The sequence below is a fragment of the Paenibacillus sp. EB106-06-01-XG199 genome (genome assembly GCF_058791575.1).
Map to the genome: position 1 here is coordinate 815,872 of NZ_JBYTDQ010000003.1, position 17,075 is coordinate 832,946.

At 47.5% G+C, this 17,075-nt stretch carries 16 protein-coding genes; 3 read left to right on the forward strand and 13 right to left on the reverse strand.

Features of this window, described 5'->3' with window-relative positions; all coding sequences use genetic code 11:
* Positions 1–3: 3 nt before the first annotated feature.
* The 6 genes from AC3WT9_RS14460 to AC3WT9_RS14485 form a co-directional block, all read right to left on the reverse strand.
* Positions 4–951 carry an ABC transporter permease gene (locus tag AC3WT9_RS14460; protein WP_341095467.1) on the reverse strand — a complete coding sequence of 316 codons (948 nt, stop codon included), beginning with the start codon at positions 949–951 and terminating at the stop codon, positions 4–6.
* A 2-nt stretch (positions 952–953) separates the two neighbouring features.
* Positions 954–1,886, reverse strand: a complete 933-nt coding sequence (locus AC3WT9_RS14465; RefSeq protein WP_341097757.1) for an ABC transporter permease — start codon at positions 1,884–1,886, stop codon at positions 954–956.
* 216 nt (positions 1,887–2,102) lie between these two features.
* Positions 2,103–3,824, reverse strand: a complete 1,722-nt coding sequence (locus AC3WT9_RS14470; RefSeq protein WP_341095468.1) for a peptide ABC transporter substrate-binding protein — start codon at positions 3,822–3,824, stop codon at positions 2,103–2,105.
* A 150-nt stretch (positions 3,825–3,974) separates the two neighbouring features.
* Positions 3,975–4,361, reverse strand: a complete 387-nt coding sequence (locus AC3WT9_RS14475) for a DUF3397 domain-containing protein (RefSeq protein WP_341095469.1) — start codon at positions 4,359–4,361, stop codon at positions 3,975–3,977.
* 6 nt (positions 4,362–4,367) lie between these two features.
* Positions 4,368–5,327 carry a ketopantoate reductase family protein gene (locus tag AC3WT9_RS14480; RefSeq protein ID WP_341379529.1) on the reverse strand — a complete coding sequence of 320 codons (960 nt, stop codon included), beginning with the start codon at positions 5,325–5,327 and terminating at the stop codon, positions 4,368–4,370.
* Between the two features lie 129 nt (positions 5,328–5,456).
* Entirely contained in the window at positions 5,457–6,107 is a 651-nt protein-coding gene (locus tag AC3WT9_RS14485) for an RsfA family transcriptional regulator (protein ID WP_341379530.1), read from the reverse strand.
* A 346-nt stretch (positions 6,108–6,453) separates the two neighbouring features.
* Between AC3WT9_RS14485 and AC3WT9_RS14490 the strand changes: the two genes are divergently transcribed.
* Positions 6,454–6,690 (forward strand): DUF2626 domain-containing protein, encoded by a 237-nt coding sequence (locus AC3WT9_RS14490; RefSeq protein WP_038595390.1) that lies wholly within the window; start codon positions 6,454–6,456, stop codon positions 6,688–6,690.
* Positions 6,691–6,859: 169 nt separating this feature from the next.
* Positions 6,860–7,993 carry a coiled-coil domain-containing protein gene (locus tag AC3WT9_RS14495; protein ID WP_341379531.1) on the forward strand — a complete coding sequence of 378 codons (1,134 nt, stop codon included), beginning with the start codon at positions 6,860–6,862 and terminating at the stop codon, positions 7,991–7,993.
* Here AC3WT9_RS14495 and AC3WT9_RS14500 read toward each other — a convergent pair.
* On the reverse strand, positions 7,985–9,217 hold the full coding sequence (locus AC3WT9_RS14500; RefSeq protein ID WP_341095479.1) for a sugar ABC transporter substrate-binding protein: 1,233 nt from the start codon (positions 9,215–9,217) through the stop codon (positions 7,985–7,987). The two genes, AC3WT9_RS14495 and AC3WT9_RS14500, sit on opposite strands and share 9 nt — an antisense overlap.
* Positions 9,218–9,884: 667 nt before the next feature.
* Positions 9,885–11,216, reverse strand: coding sequence for a PhoH family protein (locus AC3WT9_RS14505; RefSeq protein WP_076109033.1), 1,332 nt, complete (start codon positions 11,214–11,216; stop codon positions 9,885–9,887).
* A 105-nt stretch (positions 11,217–11,321) separates the two neighbouring features.
* Between AC3WT9_RS14505 and AC3WT9_RS14510 the strand changes: the two genes are divergently transcribed.
* Positions 11,322–11,891, forward strand: coding sequence for a YhcN/YlaJ family sporulation lipoprotein (locus tag AC3WT9_RS14510; protein WP_341095482.1), 570 nt, complete (start codon positions 11,322–11,324; stop codon positions 11,889–11,891).
* 36 nt (positions 11,892–11,927) lie between these two features.
* Here the strand turns inward: AC3WT9_RS14510 and AC3WT9_RS14515 are convergent, their stop codons facing one another.
* From AC3WT9_RS14515 to AC3WT9_RS14535, 5 genes are all read right to left on the reverse strand, one after another.
* The gene (locus tag AC3WT9_RS14515) at positions 11,928–12,383 is read right to left on the reverse strand and encodes a PNPOx family protein (protein ID WP_038595395.1); all 456 of its coding nucleotides are present in this window, start codon (positions 12,381–12,383) and stop codon (positions 11,928–11,930) included.
* 98 nt (positions 12,384–12,481) lie between these two features.
* Positions 12,482–13,573: an LCP family protein gene (locus AC3WT9_RS14520; RefSeq protein WP_492407687.1), complete on the reverse strand. Its 1,092-nt coding sequence runs from the start codon at positions 13,571–13,573 to the stop codon at positions 12,482–12,484.
* A gap of 83 nt (positions 13,574–13,656) precedes the next feature.
* Complete coding sequence (locus AC3WT9_RS14525; protein ID WP_341379535.1) at positions 13,657–13,950, reverse strand: YlaH-like family protein; 294 nt, start codon at positions 13,948–13,950, stop codon at positions 13,657–13,659.
* Positions 13,951–14,198: 248 nt separating this feature from the next.
* Complete coding sequence (typA, locus tag AC3WT9_RS14530; RefSeq protein WP_038595399.1) at positions 14,199–16,043, reverse strand: translational GTPase TypA; 1,845 nt, start codon at positions 16,041–16,043, stop codon at positions 14,199–14,201.
* A 251-nt stretch (positions 16,044–16,294) separates the two neighbouring features.
* Complete coding sequence (locus AC3WT9_RS14535) at positions 16,295–16,807, reverse strand: hypothetical protein (protein WP_341095488.1); 513 nt, start codon at positions 16,805–16,807, stop codon at positions 16,295–16,297.
* Positions 16,808–17,075: the final 268 nt, after the last annotated feature.

A 17,075-nucleotide genomic window follows, 5' to 3' on the forward strand; every position in this document is an offset into this window, starting at 1 on the left:
CTCCTATTTCTTCAGCTTAGGATCCAGTGCATCACGGAGTCCATCACCAAAAATATTAAAGGACAGCATGGTCAAGCTGATAACAAGCGCAGGGAAGATCATCCGCCAAGGATAGTACATCCAGCCTGTAAGGGAGTCATTGATCATGGAACCAAGTGAAGCTACCGGTGCCTGTACGCCAAGTCCGAGGAAGCTGAGGAACGCTTCGGAGAAGATTGCGCTTGGTACGGACAACGTTACGGTAACAATAATAGGTCCCATTGCATTTGGAAGCAAATGCTTGAACAGCAGCCGTTTCCAGTCAGCACCCATAGAGCGTGAGGCCAAGATGAATTCACGGTTTTTGAGCTGCATAATTTCGCCGCGTACAATCCAGGACATATTGATCCAGCCCGTAATGGTCAAGGCAAGTATAATCGTCCACAGACTCGGTTCAAATACTACAAGCAGCATAATTACTACGAGCAGATAAGGAATCGAATATAAAATTTCGGAAAACTTGTTCATTACTGTATCGATGCGTCCACCGAAGAATCCCATGACCCCACCGTAAATAACACCAAAGATTAAGTCGATCATCGCAGCGGCAAGGCCGACAATCAGCGAGATCCGGGCACCCATCCAGGTGCGGACAAATACATCGCGTCCAAAATCATCCGTTCCAAACAAGTGATCCAAGGATGGTTTCTTGTTCGTACTCATCAAATCATTCGAATCATAAGTATAAGGAACCAAATGCGGAGCAACGATGGCCATAATGACAATCAAGATCATAATAACCAGCGCAACCATAGCTAATTTGTTCTGGCGCAGACGCTGCCATGCATCCTGCCAAGCGGAAAGGCTTTCGCGCTGAATCACTTCCGCTTCCTTCTCATCAATGCCGATTTTACGGAAATCTTCGGGCTTCAGGTCCACATGTGGAGCAACAGTATTATTATTTGCAGCCAACGTTAATCCTCCTTTCCTCCAGCAAGTTTTATACGTGGGTCAACAGCAACATAAGCGACATCCGTAAGGAAACGTGCGACCATCAAGATTACACCATAGAATATGGTGATACCCATAATAATCGGATAGTCACGTGTATTAATCGCTTGAACGAACTGTTTACCGATACCGCCGATACCGAAGATTTGTTCAATGACAACAGAACCGGTAATAATGTTCGCGGTCATCGGTCCCACATAAGTAATTACCGGCATAATACCGTTGCGCAACACGTGGCGGGATAAAATCGACATCCAGTTGAGGCCCTTCGCCTTTGCTGTCTTGATGTAATCGGCATGAAGCACTTCAAGCATGCTGGAACGTGTAAGACGTGCAATGACTGCAATCGGCGACGCCGTCAGTGCCATAACCGGGAGGAAATAATTCATCGGTCCTTTAAAGCCCATGACAGGGAAAATTTTCCAATGATAAGCCAGCAAATATTGCAGCAATGAAGCCACAACAAAGCTAGGTACCGCAATACCGAGAACAGCCAATATCATTGCGACATTATCGATCAATTTCCGGTGATGCAGAGCCGCAAGCATCCCTAGCCCTACACCTATGATAATCGCTACAATAATAGCCACAACCCCAAGCTTCAGCGATGAAGAGAAGGTTTGTGAAATAATATCTGTTACTTCCTGGTTAAGCATTTTCATTGAAATGCCCAGGTCACCTCTAATAATATTCTTCAAATAAATAACGTACTGCTCAAAGACGGGCTTGTCCAAATTATACTGCGCGTATAGACGCTGCAAAATTTGTTCAGGAATTTTCTTTTCTGCTGTGAATGGATCTCCGGGAATCGCCTTCATTAAGAAAAAGGTCGCAGATATCAAGACAAACAGAGAAATAATCATGTGGAGAAATCTGTTGAAAATATAACGAACCATGCCCGCCATCACCTCCTTCGACAATATTTTTACTTACCTATTCTAAGGAAAAAATACTCATTTGTCCATTTAATCAAATTGTTATTTTTTCCAAATAATCTCATTTACTATCCCATACAAAAAAAAGGGATATATATGGAGTTCCACATATATATCCCGAAGTAATATAAAAACCTTCAGATATTATATTACTGTATTTTGTTGCTAGCTTCTCTCTTAGTGTTCGAGCAAGTAAGCGCGGGTCAGGTCGATTGCACCGCTGAAGTCCAGAGTTACACCTTTAAGGTACTCTTTAGTCAACGAGTTATTTGTGTAGTAATAGATCGGAATCAGAAGCATATCATCCATAAGTAATTTTTCTGCAGCAGCAAACTTCTCTTGACGAAGGGCATTGTCTGAAGATTTTTTAGCTTCGTCGATCAGTTTGTCATACGCTGGGTTGGAATAACCAGCATCATTGTTACCGCCGCCAGTTACCCACATATCAAGGTATGTCATTGGATCATTGTAATCCGCGGACCAAGCAGCGCGTGTTACTTGATAGTTCAGGTTCTGTTTATCTTTGAGAAAGACACCCCACTCTTTGTTTTCCAGTTTAACTTCAACGCCGAGGCTCTTTTTCCACATATCCGCAATAGCTACAGCGATTTTCTGGTGGCCTTCACTTGTATTGTAGGAAAGAGTGAAGCTCAGTTTATCCAAGCCTTCTTCTTTCAGACCTTCGGCAAGCAATTTTTTAGCGCCTTCTACATCTTCACTGAAGTATTGGGAATCAGCTACTTGATCACGGTATGCTTTCTCATTGCTTTGGATGCCCGGAGGAACAAAACCAAATGCTGGCAGTTGTCCGCCCAAAGTGATATTATCGATGATTGGCTGACGTTGGATAGCCATAGCCAAGGCTTTACGGATTTTAGCATTTGTAAAAGGTTTTTCAGTTACATTGAACTGGTAGTAGTAAACGCTGGAAATACCTTTTCTTGCAAATTCTTTAGGGAATTCTTTCTCAACGATTGGCAGCTGCTCGGTTGGAATTTCTCCAATCGGACCGCCTGCACGGTCAAGTTCGCCGTTTTTGTAACTCAAGAGTTCAGTTGCACCACTGTTTACAACGGAGAAATTGATGCCTGCTGCTTTAATTTGATCTGCAGCATAGTACGATGGGTTCTTAACTACGGCCAGAGATTGGCCAGTCGTCCACTCCGACAAAGTGAAAGGTCCGTTAGTGATTTGGGTTTCAACCTTAGTTGCCCATTTTGGATCATTTGCAACGGAACTATGCACTGGGTAGTACGTATAGAAAGACAACAGACCCAAGAAATACGGTGTAGGGTTGGCCAGTGTCACTTCAAGTGTTTTATCGTCAACTACTTTAACGCCAACTTGGCTGAAGTCAGTGATTTTGCCTTCATTGAAATCTTTAGCACCTTTGATGTAGTACAGTTGGTAAGCGTAAGGAGCCACTTGTTCTGCATTCGGATCAAGGACACGCTTCCAAGCAAAGGCGAAGTCTTTAGCTGTTACAGGGTCGCCGTTGCTCCATTTTGCATCACGAAGTTTGAACGTATACACCAGGCCGTCAGGGGAGATTTCCCAGGACTCAGCAATACCTTCTTCAGCTTGCCCAGTCTCTGCATTTTGACGAGTAAGTCCTTCATACAGCAATTTCAGGATAGCATTGGATGTGCTGTCTTGAGCTTGTTGCGGGTCAAATGTAGGAGGCTCGGAGCTCAGGTTGATCTTAAGCGTCTGGTCAGCAGCTAACTTCTCATCGCCAGTTGCGTTTCCTGTATTCTTGTTACCTGCATTGTCAGCCGGCGCATTGGTCGGGCTGGCATTTTTGCCATTGTTAGCATTGTTTCCGCCGCAGCCAGCAAGCACTGTGCCGATGACTAAAACTAATGCAATCATGAGCAATAGACTTTTACTCTTCTTCATCTAGCAGTTCCCCCTAAATAGAATGTGGTATATGGTTTATGATTATACAACCAGTGGTCAAAAAAATCTAGAGCAATATTTTCTGAAAACCGATTTTTTTTTAAACTTAAAAGATTTGTGACATTGACGCTTCACCGAAGCAGTGGAACATTACATCGCTTGTGATATGTATCGAATGAGGCCTACGACCAAAAACAGAATGTAACTAACGGTCATAAAAAAGAAAGAAAGCCGCCATACTGCCCGAAGTAACCGTTTTCCATCCACTTTTCCTTTTAAGCGATTTTGAGCCCCTCCAATCAATCCGGTGGATATTAATACAATAAGTAGTATAAGATAGAAGCCCCAACCCGAATCAAAGATGATATTAAACAAGGCCGATACGGAAAGAAATAAAAATAATGTAGTCACGTCCATTGCCAGCAAAAAAGTGCTTTTCTTTTCTTTTTTGAGGCCTATTCCCGCAAAATAGACGATTAAAAAAGGAACAATCGGAATAACGCTTATAGTAATGAACGAATTCCGCAGAAATTCCAAACAGCCTCACCTCTCCCTCACAAGCATGCCTTCTACCATCCGGCAAATCCAGCGGTGTTGTGGAGCATCGATGCCACTCCGCTCCGCCATATCCACAATGCTCCCATTAATCCAGCGTATTTCCGTTGCTCTTGAGGACAACACATCGGCAAGCATTGATGAAATATTGCCGGCTGTTGCCCGGCAAACCTCCATGATGCCTTCCCAGGCGTTACTTTCAAGAGCAATACCGCAGGCTTCATATACGGCAATCGCTTCCTCATACAGTTCCTTCATCAAATGTATGCGCTGCTCGGAAGCGAGCAATTCACCGTTCGGTACGCGCCAGATCGCTGTAAGGGGATTGATCACAGCATTGATTAAAAGCTTCCGGTAAATCATGGTATCCACTTCTTTCGACATAGAGGCGGAGAATCCTGCTGCTGTGAGCGTTTCAATGAAACTAATTAGCGCGGATGGACCATGAGTAGTATTGCTGCCGCCAACCTTCCCTATACATATTTCTCCTCTCCCTGCATGAATAACCTCCGTTAATGTTTTTCTTTTGGCTGCCTCAGTGGTTACCGCTGCCCAAACTGCTGCTTGTGGCAGCAACTCCTGCAGCAGCTCCAAATGGCCGTAGCCATTCTGAAAACACACCGCTTGAATCTTGCTATGCTTTAGTGGAAGCAATATCTGCGGGAATTCATTGTGGAGTGCATTCTGCTTGACCATAATTGCCATGAACTCCCCCGGATCACGCAGATAAACTTCGGCAAAGGTGTTCACAGCTGCTGACCTAAATTTGTCGGGCGGAAGGAAAACCGGGGGTTGGCCATCCTCATAGCTTATTGTAATACCGTTCTCCTCCAGCGCCCTGCCCTGTTCTTCACTTCGGCACCAGATTCTGACCTCGGCTCCGGCGCCGATAAGTTTTCCTGCCAGCAGCAAACCAAGTGATCCCGCGCCAATAATATCAATTTTCACGCCTTGCCTCCGCACCCTTCCAATAATTTCCCTCATTATATCCGCAGGCTTCCGCAAATGCAAAAACAAAAAACCGCAAACACTGTGCCCGAAGGCAGCTCTGTTTGCGGGTCATACTGTTGCATAACTTTATTCCATACGTTCGAGATTGCCGTTGGCATCCATTTTGAACCGCGTCTTCATTTCCTCTTCCTCTTCGTTAAGGAAAGCAAGTCTGCGGGCACGGTCCATAATCTGAATCAGTGCCTTGTAATCATCGTTTACCACGCGGTAATCACTTTGGGCGAGGTTAACTTCCTTCGATAACCGCTCATTTTCCACCCTGAGCTCGGATAATTCATCTTCCTTCTCCCGCAGATCTCTTTCCAGCATCTTCAGCTGGCGTCCCGCCTCGTGAAAGGTTCCTTTCCACTGTCTGAGGAAACGGATAACCGCATCAATGGATAACGAATTTTCGTTCAAACCTTCGCTTCGTCCATATTCTTCTTCAATGTCGCCGAGAATCAGTCCTGCTACCTGTGCTCCCCTGTTCATCGGCTGTTTTTTCAAATAACTCCGCTTCTGGCGTTGACCTTTGGCGATGCCAATTGCATCCTCATAGCTTTTGCGGACACAACTGTTCCAGCGAAATCCGCATGCCGCCGAGGTCCTTCCGATTTTTTCTCCCACCTCTTCAAAAGCAGCGAGTTGCGTACTGCCTTCCCGGATATGACGCAGCGTTATTTCTGCCAAAACCAAATCATCTTCAGCACTCCAAGCATCTTGTCTAACGGCTGTCATAAAGCCTAACCCTCCTAACAACATCATGAAATAACCATCTTCATAACCGGCAGCTCCGCCGGGTAGTGAATAGGATAAAAGCTGCTTACTCCATTTCTATGCCTCTGATAGAGTTCATAGAATCTATTTGATACTAAATTGTATTTCCATTTTGCTTAAACATCATACGCACATTGCTATAATTTCTAATTTTTCTTACTAAACACATATGTCAATGTCAAAAATCATATTAATTTAAAAAACAAAGGTTTTTTTCAATGAATTCGTTTACAGTCTTTTGTCCAGGAGGTATAATCAATCCAAAGAAGTCATATTCGGGGACCATTCTAAGAAGGGGGACACTCTCTTGGACCGCATGTTTCGCGTATTGGGGTTTTTCACGCTCGTAATCGGGCTGATGGCTTTTGCCGGGGATTTAACCGAGATGGCCTTACTTTTCTTCTTACAAACCGCCTTTTTTGTAATACTTGGCTATCTGAAGTTTACAGAAAAGACCTACATCATGTTGTTCTGGGGATATATGATTGTTACATTTACCGGCTTCAGCTACTGGACCATCTTTCAGATGGGGTTGCCGCTATAATGGCTATTGGCCAATCAAACGGAAGTCATTCCTTAGAAATAAGGACGGCTTCCTTTTTTGTTTGTCTTTTTTTGTAGGCCGGGAGGCGGAAAACAGGGTATGATATTTTAGCAGGACAAAACATATTAATAGTACATACCTATTCTATTTTGCCAAAGGTGGTGGTGTAGTGCTTTCCCGCAATATTTTAAGCCGAAGGTTCGCCTTCCTGCTCATTCTGCTTCTCTGCACGATGCTGCCGCTGACCTCTGCGGCCTCGCTTTCCATGGGCTCTAGTGCTGCCGCCGTCTCTTCTCCTCCTGATTTTCCCGATAACGAAGAGACCCGCAGGCTGCTGGAGCAGACGTTGTCCTCTGCTGAAATCGAACGTGAGATCCTTAGAGTTACCGCGGAGCAAAAGGTTCTCGAGAAGAAGGTTTCACTCCTCAGCAAACAAGCAGCAGAAAAAGAAGCAGCTATCGCAGATCAACAAGAACGTGCCGGGGCTGTCATTCGCTCTTATTATATGGGGGATAGAGATAGTCTGCTGGCTGCTCTGCTCTCCGCTAAAAGTATCAGCCGGATGCTTGCCCTGTACGATTATTACGAGATTATTATTGGGCAGGACCGCGACATCCTGAATCATTATGAAGAGCAATACAAAGATATGAAATCCACGATAACGGCTTCGCTGCGCAGCAGCAAGGAGCTTGAGGAGCTTAAAACGGCTCTTACCGAACAAAAAACGCGGGTGGCCGCGTTAAATGAGGAGATTGAAGGAGGAATCAGCGCCAGCAGCGATCCGGAGAGCATGAGCGCGCTGCTGAACGAATTTACGAGGTATTGGGAGAACATTGGTATTCATGAAGTGAAAACCTATTTTAAGGCTTTGTCATCGGCAATGAATCATCTGCCGCAATTTGTCCAGAGCAAAAGCGGGATGCTGACCCGCAAAGGAATGACCTACACCCTTGCGCTGAAGGAAGAGGATCTTAATACCTTTCTGATTTCACAAAATGAGCTATTTAAGGATTTCGCTTTTCATTTCAACAAGGGTCAGGTGACTGCTTCGGGAACCAGCGGCGGCTTGAAGCTTACCCTGACCGGTCATTACACGATTGAAAACGAACCTGTTAACGGGCTAATGTTCCATGTCGACAATGTAGTATTTAACGGCCTGGAGCTGCCTGATTCCACCCGCCAGTCACTGGAGGAAGAATTCGATCTAGGGTTTTATCCCGAGAAAATCGTCTCACTTCTGCATGCGACCGAAGTAGAAAGCAAAGAAGGCGTGCTTTATGTAAAGCTCTCCATCTCATTTTGAGGTTGCTGCCAGTGCTTCCCGGTATCCTGCGGCATCCAGCTTGCCGGTAAGGAGCATTGCCACCGCCGTGGAGAGCTCACTCCAGCCGCCAACCGGTCTTTCCTCAGTGATGGCTTCGTCTGTCAGCAGCACCCGGGAGTCAAAAGGAAGCCTGGCCATCTCCGGAAGTCCCGAACGGTAAAGCTCTTCCAGCGCAGGCAGACGCCCCGTGTTCTCCAGCCATTCCAGCTGCGCGGAGCTGGAGGTAATATAGGCGAGCCATTTCACCGCCGCCTCCGGGTTGCTCGACTCTGCGGGAAGAGCGAAGAAACGGCTGAACATTGCCTCATAGCCTTTACTGCTCCCGCCAGGCAGTGGCACTTCCACAGCCAGCGATGAATTCCCGTGCTTCTGGAATTCAGAGAGCGGAAGTGCAGCTACGGCGACCTTTCCCTCCTGGAGCATATTCCAGAGCTCTTTATTGTACCGGCTGGTCAGATATAAGGAGCTGCGGGCGTTCTGGGTCCACTCCAGCATTGCCGTATTCTCTGAAGTCAGGCTGGCCCCCATACTTTCCAGTACCGCAGAGTAACCATAGGGATTGCGGGTATCCATAGCCAGGATATATTGTTCCTGATCCTGTTCTTCTCTGAAATGCTTCAGCAGCCCGCTCCACTGCTCCAGATTTTTCGGCGCTTCCGAAAGGCCCAATTCGGCGAGGCGCGCCGGAGAATACACCAGTACGTAAGGATCAATATCGAGCGGAACTCCCCAGTCATATCCATTCCACTGCATCTGCGGAATGAGCAGGGTCAGCGGGGCGCTGCCGGGAACGCTCTGGTAGACATCCACCGGTAGCAAATACCCCCGGGTGGCCAGATCGGATATATTGCGGCCATCGGTCATCACAATATCCGGACTGTCTCCTGTAGTCAGGTCCTGCTTCAGAGCTTCAGCCGATTCCTCGCTGTCCACATTGCTCAGCACAACTTCAATCCCGCTCGATAACGTATAGTTTCTGCTGATCCGTTCCAGCTCACGCAGCTCTTCGCTGCTCAGCGAAACACGAATCTGCAGGCTTTGCACATTTCCAGTCTCTCCCGAATCCGGGCGCTCTGATTGATCGAGCGGCAACTTCTGCGGACGGGTGCGTTCGCTGGTGTCCAGCTCCATGCTGGGTGACAAGCTTGTCAGCGCAAGCAGCAGTATTGCAAACAGCAGCCAATAGTTTTTGCGTCTCAGCATTTCTTTTTCCCCTCCGGCCTAAACACTTGTCCCCCTATTTTACCAGATGATTCTTTGATTGTCTGTGTTAGCTGAAAACGTTCTCTTTCTATTATATAGGTGTAACGGCGGAGGCCTCGAGACATTTGCGATATAATGTTACATTACAAGAAAGATCTGGACTTCCGATCGCTGTTATCCTCAGATTTCCTGATTCTATATAAGTTGAACTTTAAATTTACCGATCCGGCATAGAACGCAACTGCGGTGAATGTTTGGACTTTCGGCCGCTGTTGTCTACAGATTTCTTGATTTAACCCGCTATTTGCGGTTGAAATCCGTAGACAAAGGCGGTCGCTATCGCTCCTACAGTTCCAAAATTCCCCTCCGCTGCTTTTGCCTCTAGGTAGTTCTTTTGTTCAACTTATATAGTTCCGCCTGCAGCGGAAGAAATTCGAGGATAAAGGCGAACGCTAGCGCTTCTCCAGTTCCAAACTTTCTCTCCATTCCATTATCGCGTATAAGCTCTGAAACCTCCGCCGTTCAGGGGGCCGGCAGGCAAAAAGCCGGGAGACATTGATCTCCCGGCTTTACGGCGTTGCTTATCATGATTTGGCTGCGCGGTGCTGGGTATGTTTCGCAGCCTTTTATTGTGTCATTACAGCAGCCGGCTGACAAATGCTGCCGATTACAGTAAATCGGCGGCCAGCTGGGCCAGGCGGGAACGCTCGCCTTTTTCCAGTGTGATATGACCGCTAATCCCTTCTTGCTTAAACTTCTCGACAATATAGCTGAGACCGTTGCTCGCTGCATCGAGATAAGGATGGTCGATCTGCTCCGGGTCGCCCATAAGAATAACCTTGCTGCCTTCCCCGGCTCTGGAGACGATGGTCTTCACCTCGTGGCGGGAAAGGTTCTGAGCTTCATCAATAATGATGAACTGTGAAGGAATAGAACGTCCGCGGATGTAGGTTAGTGCCTCCACCTGGATGCTGCCGAGGCCCATGAGTATTTTATCAATATCCCCGGACTTCTTCGTATCAAACAGAAATTCCAAATTATCATAAATCGGCTGCATCCACGGACGCAGCTTCTCATCCTTCTCCCCGGGCAAATATCCGATATCTTTACCCATCGGCACAACCGGCCGGGCGATGAGCAGCTTCTTGTAGCGGTGTTCATCCTCCACCTTGAACAATCCGGCAGCAAGCGCCAGCAGCGTTTTGCCTGTTCCTGCCTTGCCGGTAATAGTTACCAGCGGGATGTCATCGTTCAACAGCAGCTCCAGCGCCATCCGCTGCTGGGCATTGCGGGCACTGATACCCCACACCGCATCATTGCCCAGATAAAGCGGTTCAAGGCGTGTGGCGTCGCTGTTTACTTTGAGCAGAGCAGATTTGCCGCTGCCGATCTCATCCTTCAGAATTACAAATTCATGCGGGTAGAGCGCATAGGACAGGGGCAGTTGTTTGACGGACAGGAAACGGTGGCTGTAATATTCATCAATCAGCGAAGGATGGACCATCAATGACTGGTAGCCGGTATACAGCTCGTTCAGATCACCTGTACGGTCAGATAAATAATCCTCCGGTGTAATGCCAAGCACATCCGCTTTGATGCGGACAAGTACATCTTTACTTACGAGTACCACAGGACGTGGTTCAGCTTTCTCGTTCTCCTCATGAAGATAATTGAGCGCTACAGCCAATATCCGGTTGTCGTTGGATACCTCACCGAACATTTCCTGTACCTTTACGAAGCTGCGGTGGTTAAGCTCCACCTTCAGCATGCCTCCATGTTCCAGAACTACACCGCTATGCAGGTGGCCCAGTTCCCGGAGTCCGTCTAACAATCGTGACACAGTGCGGGCGTTGCGGCCGATTTCATCGGCATTACGCTTCTTGGAGTCGATCTCTTCCAGAACCACGGCCGGAATGACTACTTCATGCTCCTTGAAAGCAAAGATCGAATTGGGGTCGTGCAAAAGCACGTTGGTGTCTAGTACAAATATCTTTTTCATGCTATCCCCTCCACAGCGCCTGGTTTGATTGATCATACATAACTCTTTTCAGCAAGGGCAAGATAAAGTAAAGAACTGATTTCTGACTGAAAGGAGTAAGCACATATGAGAAAATCAATGTGTCTGTTGCTGGTACTGCTGCTGCTGACAAGCTGCGGTATCGCTAATAAAGAGACATCACCCTCTCCTCAGGATAAACAATCGGCCAAGGCTTTAAGCAGCCAGGGAAACCGCGAGGTGCGTTCATTATCTAATGATGGTAATATGGCCCCTTACGCTGAAGCCGGACAAACTTCTGACGGCAAGGGGGAAAGCGATGTTGCACTCAAGGATCATTTTGAACAGCTGGCCCAAAGAGTTCCAGGCGTCAACGGTGCCCACTGTGTCGTAATGAATAATGTCGCCGTGGTTGGTATTGATGTTGACGGGAAGCTGGAACGTTCGCGTGTCGGAAGCATCAAATATTCGGTGGCTGAAGCCATCCGTAAAGATCCGCGGGGCGTCAAGGCCTTCGTCACTGCCGATATGGATATCTCCAACAGACTGAACGAAATGGGCCGCCATATCTCTAAGGGAAATCCGGTGTCCGGCTTCGCTGCAGAAATGGCGGATATCATCGGCCGCATCATACCGCAGCTGCCAGAGGATACCAAGCCGAAAGGCAACAATCAATAAACTGATTCTTTGGACAAAAAAAGCCTAGTGAGATCCTCACTGGGCTTTTTGCATGGCGGCAAATACTTGGCCGTCCAGCTTCTCAGCCGCACGCGCATCGTATACCTTAGCATATTTTGGAGCGGACTCCAGCTGCGCGCCATAGAACAGCGCGTTGCGAACCGCTTCAATTTCAACATCAAAACAGCACATCTTGAAGGGAACATCCGGCAGCGGATCCTGCCTCACAACAGCACGCCCATTAATGGCATGAACGGTGCCCTCGCCAAAAACTGTTACGGTTACCATTGGATTCACCTTCATGTTGTTCACAAGTCTGGAGCGGTGGTCTACCGCCAGACGCACGATAGAAGGGCTCACTGCATAAATCCAGGAAATCGCCGTAGACGTAGGGCCTCCGGATTCCGCATCAACAGTGTTAAGTAGGACAAACGTTTCCGACTGCAGCATCGATAGCAAGGTTTCATTGAGCTGAGCAACGGCTTCGGACATAAGTACAGGCCCCCTATGCGGCAAATGTGCGTTCACTTTATTATATTATAGCACACGCCCAAACTTGCATTCAATTTAGAGTTGCTTCCAGACCTTCGTTAAGGAGCAGTAGACTCTGAGGCAGCAGAGGAAACCCCGGCAATCCGGTCCTGAAGGCTCTTCTTTGCCGCTTCAAGCTCTTTATCGTTAATATATACATACGGGCTGCGCCAGGTTCCGGTCACCGGCACAAATTCAATATTCTCTTTAGATATTTTCCAATAGGTAGAAATCATGCTTTTGATCTGTGCGTTCTCAATGTCACTATGCATATTGTCGCCCACAGCGTCAAAAACCTTGCCTATTTTGAGCACTCCTCCAATGGACTGCATTTGTCCAACCAGTCCGTTCAATACCTCGTTCTGGCGTTTATTGCGGTCAAAGTCATCGGAAGCCTGGGTCCTTGGACTACAGTTGGACTTGCGGTAACGCACATAATCGAGCGCCTCATCCCCATCCAGCTTGGCCGGGCCTTTCTTCAGATTAATATCTGTTCCGTCCACACTGTCCGTATAGCACATGTCGGCACTGATGTTGACATCCACTCCGTCAAACTCGTCCACAATATCACGGAAGCCTTGAAAATCGAGTACGGTGACATACTCGACATCGATGTCCAGATATTTGCCCATCATCGTCTTCATCTCATCCTCAGCTAGAATGCCTGAGGTTTTCTCCTTGCTCTTGAAGCGGGGGTAAAACGCATTGATCTTGGTCTTCTTATAACCGCTTAGCTCGACGTAAGTATCCCGCGGAAGCGAGACAACCGTCGCCGAATGCGTCTTAGGATTCAGTGCAGCAACCATAATAACATCCGTGAGATTAGACGGATGCTTCGGGCGGTTGTCGGTTCCCAGCAACAGCATAGTCAGCGGCTTAGACGAAGCAAGCTGGCTGTCCTGAACGGGCTGGTCCACTCCAAATCCTCCCTGCTCGAACTTATAGTACAGAAACCCTACGTAGCCCAGCACTCCCAGAATCGCAACTAAAAGGATAATTAATAGCATTTTTCCCAAACGGGCTGCAAATCCCCGTTTCTTCACTTTTTTCTTGCCCTGCTTCCCAGGAGCAGCCTTAACCTGCTGCCCTCTGCCCGTTTGTTGGGGTCCAGCGGGTCTTCTTGGAGGTAAATTTCCCTTGCTTGTACTCATAATAGAATAAGGTCCTTTTCATTTCGCATAGATTAGGTTGATTTATACTTACTATAGACGATTTCAAACGATAAAAGTTGCGTTTATTGTCTTTTGGCTGCTGCAGCCTTGCGCTTCTGCCGGGCCTCTACAAAATAACGGACCCGCACGAGCAGCATAAGTCCTACAGCCACCAGCAGGCACTGAATGATAGGCAACTTGTCGTGCTGAAAAATCAGCAGCATGCCTGAACCAAGTGCCATCATCAGATAGAGCACGATTTCTTTGCCGATGGGGAGCTTCTGATTCACGCGGAATACACGGTTATACACATAAGTCAGCAATATAAAAATGACAATATAGGCCACAATAGGATGCTCCGCAAACCAGCTCTGCACAGCCCACCACTCCTCCCAAGGTATGTATCGCTTACATTATATCATCCCCGGGAGCTTTAATCCGCAAATAATCCCTGCAATTTAAAAGATCGCCTCACAAGTGGAAATGGCTTCACCGTCCTCAAAAGGACGGTACCCGTTTCAGCGAGAAATAGAAAGATAATTTATAGCGTGAAGCATATAAATTTTTATATTTAAACAAATACAAGCCGCCGGATTCAACATCCGGCGGCTTGTTCTATATCAGCTTAGGCCTGGCTGGCTTGTGCTGACTTACGCTGCTTTTCTACACGTTCACGCTCGCCCTTGTTCAGGATCTTCTTACGAAGACGAACGGATTTCGGGGTGATTTCACAATATTCGTCATCGTTCAGATACTCAAGCGCACCTTCCAGAGAGAACATCCGTGGGGTCTTCATTTTTACCGTTTCATCCTTTGTAGCGGAACGCACGTTTGTCAGTGCTTTTTCCTTACAGATGTTAACGATAATATCGTTATCACGGGTATGCTCACCGACGATCATACCTTCGTAGATTTCTGTTCCTGGCTCAAGGAATAGAATACCGCGGTCTTCTACGCCCATCATACCGTAGAACGTTGTACTTCCGGTCTCACTGGACACCAGCACGCCCTGATGACGTCCGCCAACCTGGCCGCCGATCAGAGGAGCATAGCTGTCAAAGGCATGGTTCATTACACCATAGCCGCGTGTCAGCGTCAGGAAGTGTGTATTGTAGCCAATCAGGCCGCGTGCAGGAATCAGGAATTCCAGACGAACTTGACCAGTACCGTGGTTAATCATGTTGACCATTTCAGCTTTGCGGCTGCCCAGGCTCTCCATTACGGCGCCCATGCTTTCTTCAGGAACGTCAATCATCAGACGTTCAAGCGGCTCCATCTTGGCTCCGTCGATTTCTTTGACGATAACCTCAGGCTTGGAAACCTGCATTTCATAACCTTCCCGGCGCATATTCTCGATCAGGATACCGAGGTGAAGCTCACCGCGTCCGGATACGATAAAGGCGTCAGGAGAATCTGTTTCATCCACACGCAAGCTGACATCTGTTTCGAGCTCTTTGAACAGACGCTCGCGCAGCTTACGGGAAGTTACCCATTTGCCTTCTTTACCGGCAAACGGACTGTTGTTCACGAGGAACGTCATTTGCATCGTAGGCTCATCGATCTTCAGGACCGGAAGGGCTTCAGGATGCTGCGGATCAGCAATCGTCTCACCGATGTTGATATCCTTAATGCCGGCGATAGCAACGATATCGCCTGCGCCCGCTTCTTCAGTTTCTACGCGTTTGAGGCCCTGGAAGCCGAACAGCTTCTCGATCCGTGCCGTCTTGCTTTTACCGTCACGCATAATAACAGTTACGGATTGGCCTTGCTTGATAACACCGCGGTTTACACGTCCGATGGCAATACGGCCAAGGTATTCATTGTAATCCATCAGCGTAACAAGGAACTGCAGAGGTTCTTCAACCTTTTCGGTCGGAGCCGGGATATGCTCAACAATCGTTTCATACAAAGCAAGCATGTTGTCATCCTGTTTCTCAGTATCCATGCTCGATGTGCCGTTTAGTGCGGATGCATAAACTACCGGGAATTCCAGCTGATCGTCACTGGCTTCAAGCTCAATGAACAGATCCAGCACTTCATCAATAACTTCCTTCGGACGTGCAGCCGGACGGTCAATCTTGTTCACTACAACGATTGGTGTCAGGTGCTGTTCCAGCGCTTTGCGCAGAACGAATTTCGTTTGCGGCATGCAGCCTTCATAGGCGTCAACAACAAGCAGTACACCATCAACCATCTTCATGATCCGTTCAACTTCGCCGCCGAAGTCAGCATGGCCCGGGGTATCTACAATGTTGATCAAGAACTCTTTATAGGTAATTGCTGTATTTTTGGCTAGGATAGTGATTCCGCGTTCCCGCTCCAGGTCGTTCGAGTCCATGGCACGTTCTTGCAGGTGCTCATGCGCGCTAAAAATTCCTGATTGCTGCAAAAGCTGATCGACAAGTGTTGTTTTACCATGGTCAACGTGGGCAATGATCGCAATGTTGCGAATATCTTTTCTTGAATGCATGATTTGTATCCAAATCCTCTCATTTATCAAATTAAAAATGTTTAAATTTATAGCATGTCACGGCAGTCTCACAAAAGAAGCGCCTGGCAGAAAGCCGACGCTCCAACATTCCTTAATATTATAGTGAAAGCACTATGAAAAGCAAGTCTTTTTCTGAAAAAACGATTTCCAACTTCGTTTAATTTTTCTAATTTCGAGTCAGATCCTTTTTTCCTTGAGAAGATCCACAAATTTCACAGCTGCCGGTTCACTCACCAGCCCCCGTTCCACTTCTTGCGGCTTCGCGGTTTTCCGCGCCCGGCCATCAGCCAAATCCCTGCAGCAATCAGTACCGCACCTAATAAATACAACGCTCCTGTGCCCAGCAGACTGAAGATAAACAGTACCAGGCTCAGTGCTCCCAGTATGACAGACGTAGTCATCAGACCGCCGGTCCGCGCAGAAGAATACAGCGAATATTCATACAGCCCGACAGCGATGCCTAACAGCAGCAGCGGCCACAGATGAGTCATAAGCCCCCAGCCCCAGGTATTGCATAACCCGAGCAGCAAGCCATATACAGTCAATATTCCGGCCGGAATCAACACGGCTGCCGAAGCGCGGCGGCTGAAGAAGAGCACATGCAGGAACAGGCCTGGAACCAGTATCACGAGTGGCCATAAGGCCCGCCCGAGAAACCCGAACACCCCCAGCTTTCCGAATAGAATCACAATGCCGGCGGCGGCAATAAAAATACCCAGTTTCATGTCGTTTTTGGAAGACATCAATCACCCATCCCTTCAAATTCACGGTCTATTCCTTGCCTCGTCACTTCGAAAGTTCATTCCTGCGACAGGATTCCCTTTATATTTTATCTGAAAAATAAATAAAACACCATCATTCATCATATTTTAGGAGATGACAAGTGGAAACGGCTTCACGGTCCTCAAAAGGACGTTATCCGTTTCAGCGAGAAATAGAAGGATAATTTATAGCGTGAAGCATATAAATCCTTATATTTTGAAAAAGCTGCTCAGTCTAAAGAGGCTGCGC

What these genes read in the sequence shown, in the direction of transcription:
- AC3WT9_RS14465 (WP_341097757.1), bottom strand. Translation starts at nt 1,886, where the DNA reads ATGGTTCGTTATATTTTCAACAGATTTCTCCACATGATTATTTCTCTG.
- AC3WT9_RS14510 (WP_341095482.1), top strand. Translation starts at nt 11,322, where the DNA reads ATGAGAAAATCAATGTGTCTGTTGCTGGTACTGCTGCTGCTGACAAGC.
- AC3WT9_RS14470 (WP_341095468.1), bottom strand. Translation starts at nt 3,824, where the DNA reads ATGAAGAAGAGTAAAAGTCTATTGCTCATGATTGCATTAGTTTTAGTC.
- AC3WT9_RS14485 (WP_341379530.1), bottom strand. Translation starts at nt 6,107, where the DNA reads ATGACAGCCGTTAGACAAGATGCTTGGAGTGCTGAAGATGATTTGGTT.
- AC3WT9_RS14515 (WP_038595395.1), bottom strand. Translation starts at nt 12,383, where the DNA reads ATGTCCGAAGCCGTTGCTCAGCTCAATGAAACCTTGCTATCGATGCTG.
- AC3WT9_RS14500 (WP_341095479.1), bottom strand. Translation starts at nt 9,217, where the DNA reads ATGCTGAGACGCAAAAACTATTGGCTGCTGTTTGCAATACTGCTGCTT.
- AC3WT9_RS14520 (WP_492407687.1), bottom strand. Translation starts at nt 13,573, where the DNA reads ATGAGTACAAGCAAGGGAAATTTACCTCCAAGAAGACCCGCTGGACCC.
- AC3WT9_RS14505 (WP_076109033.1), bottom strand. Translation starts at nt 11,216, where the DNA reads ATGAAAAAGATATTTGTACTAGACACCAACGTGCTTTTGCACGACCCC.
- AC3WT9_RS14535 (WP_341095488.1), bottom strand. Translation starts at nt 16,807, where the DNA reads ATGTCTTCCAAAAACGACATGAAACTGGGTATTTTTATTGCCGCCGCC.
- typA (WP_038595399.1), bottom strand. Translation starts at nt 16,043, where the DNA reads ATGCATTCAAGAAAAGATATTCGCAACATTGCGATCATTGCCCACGTT.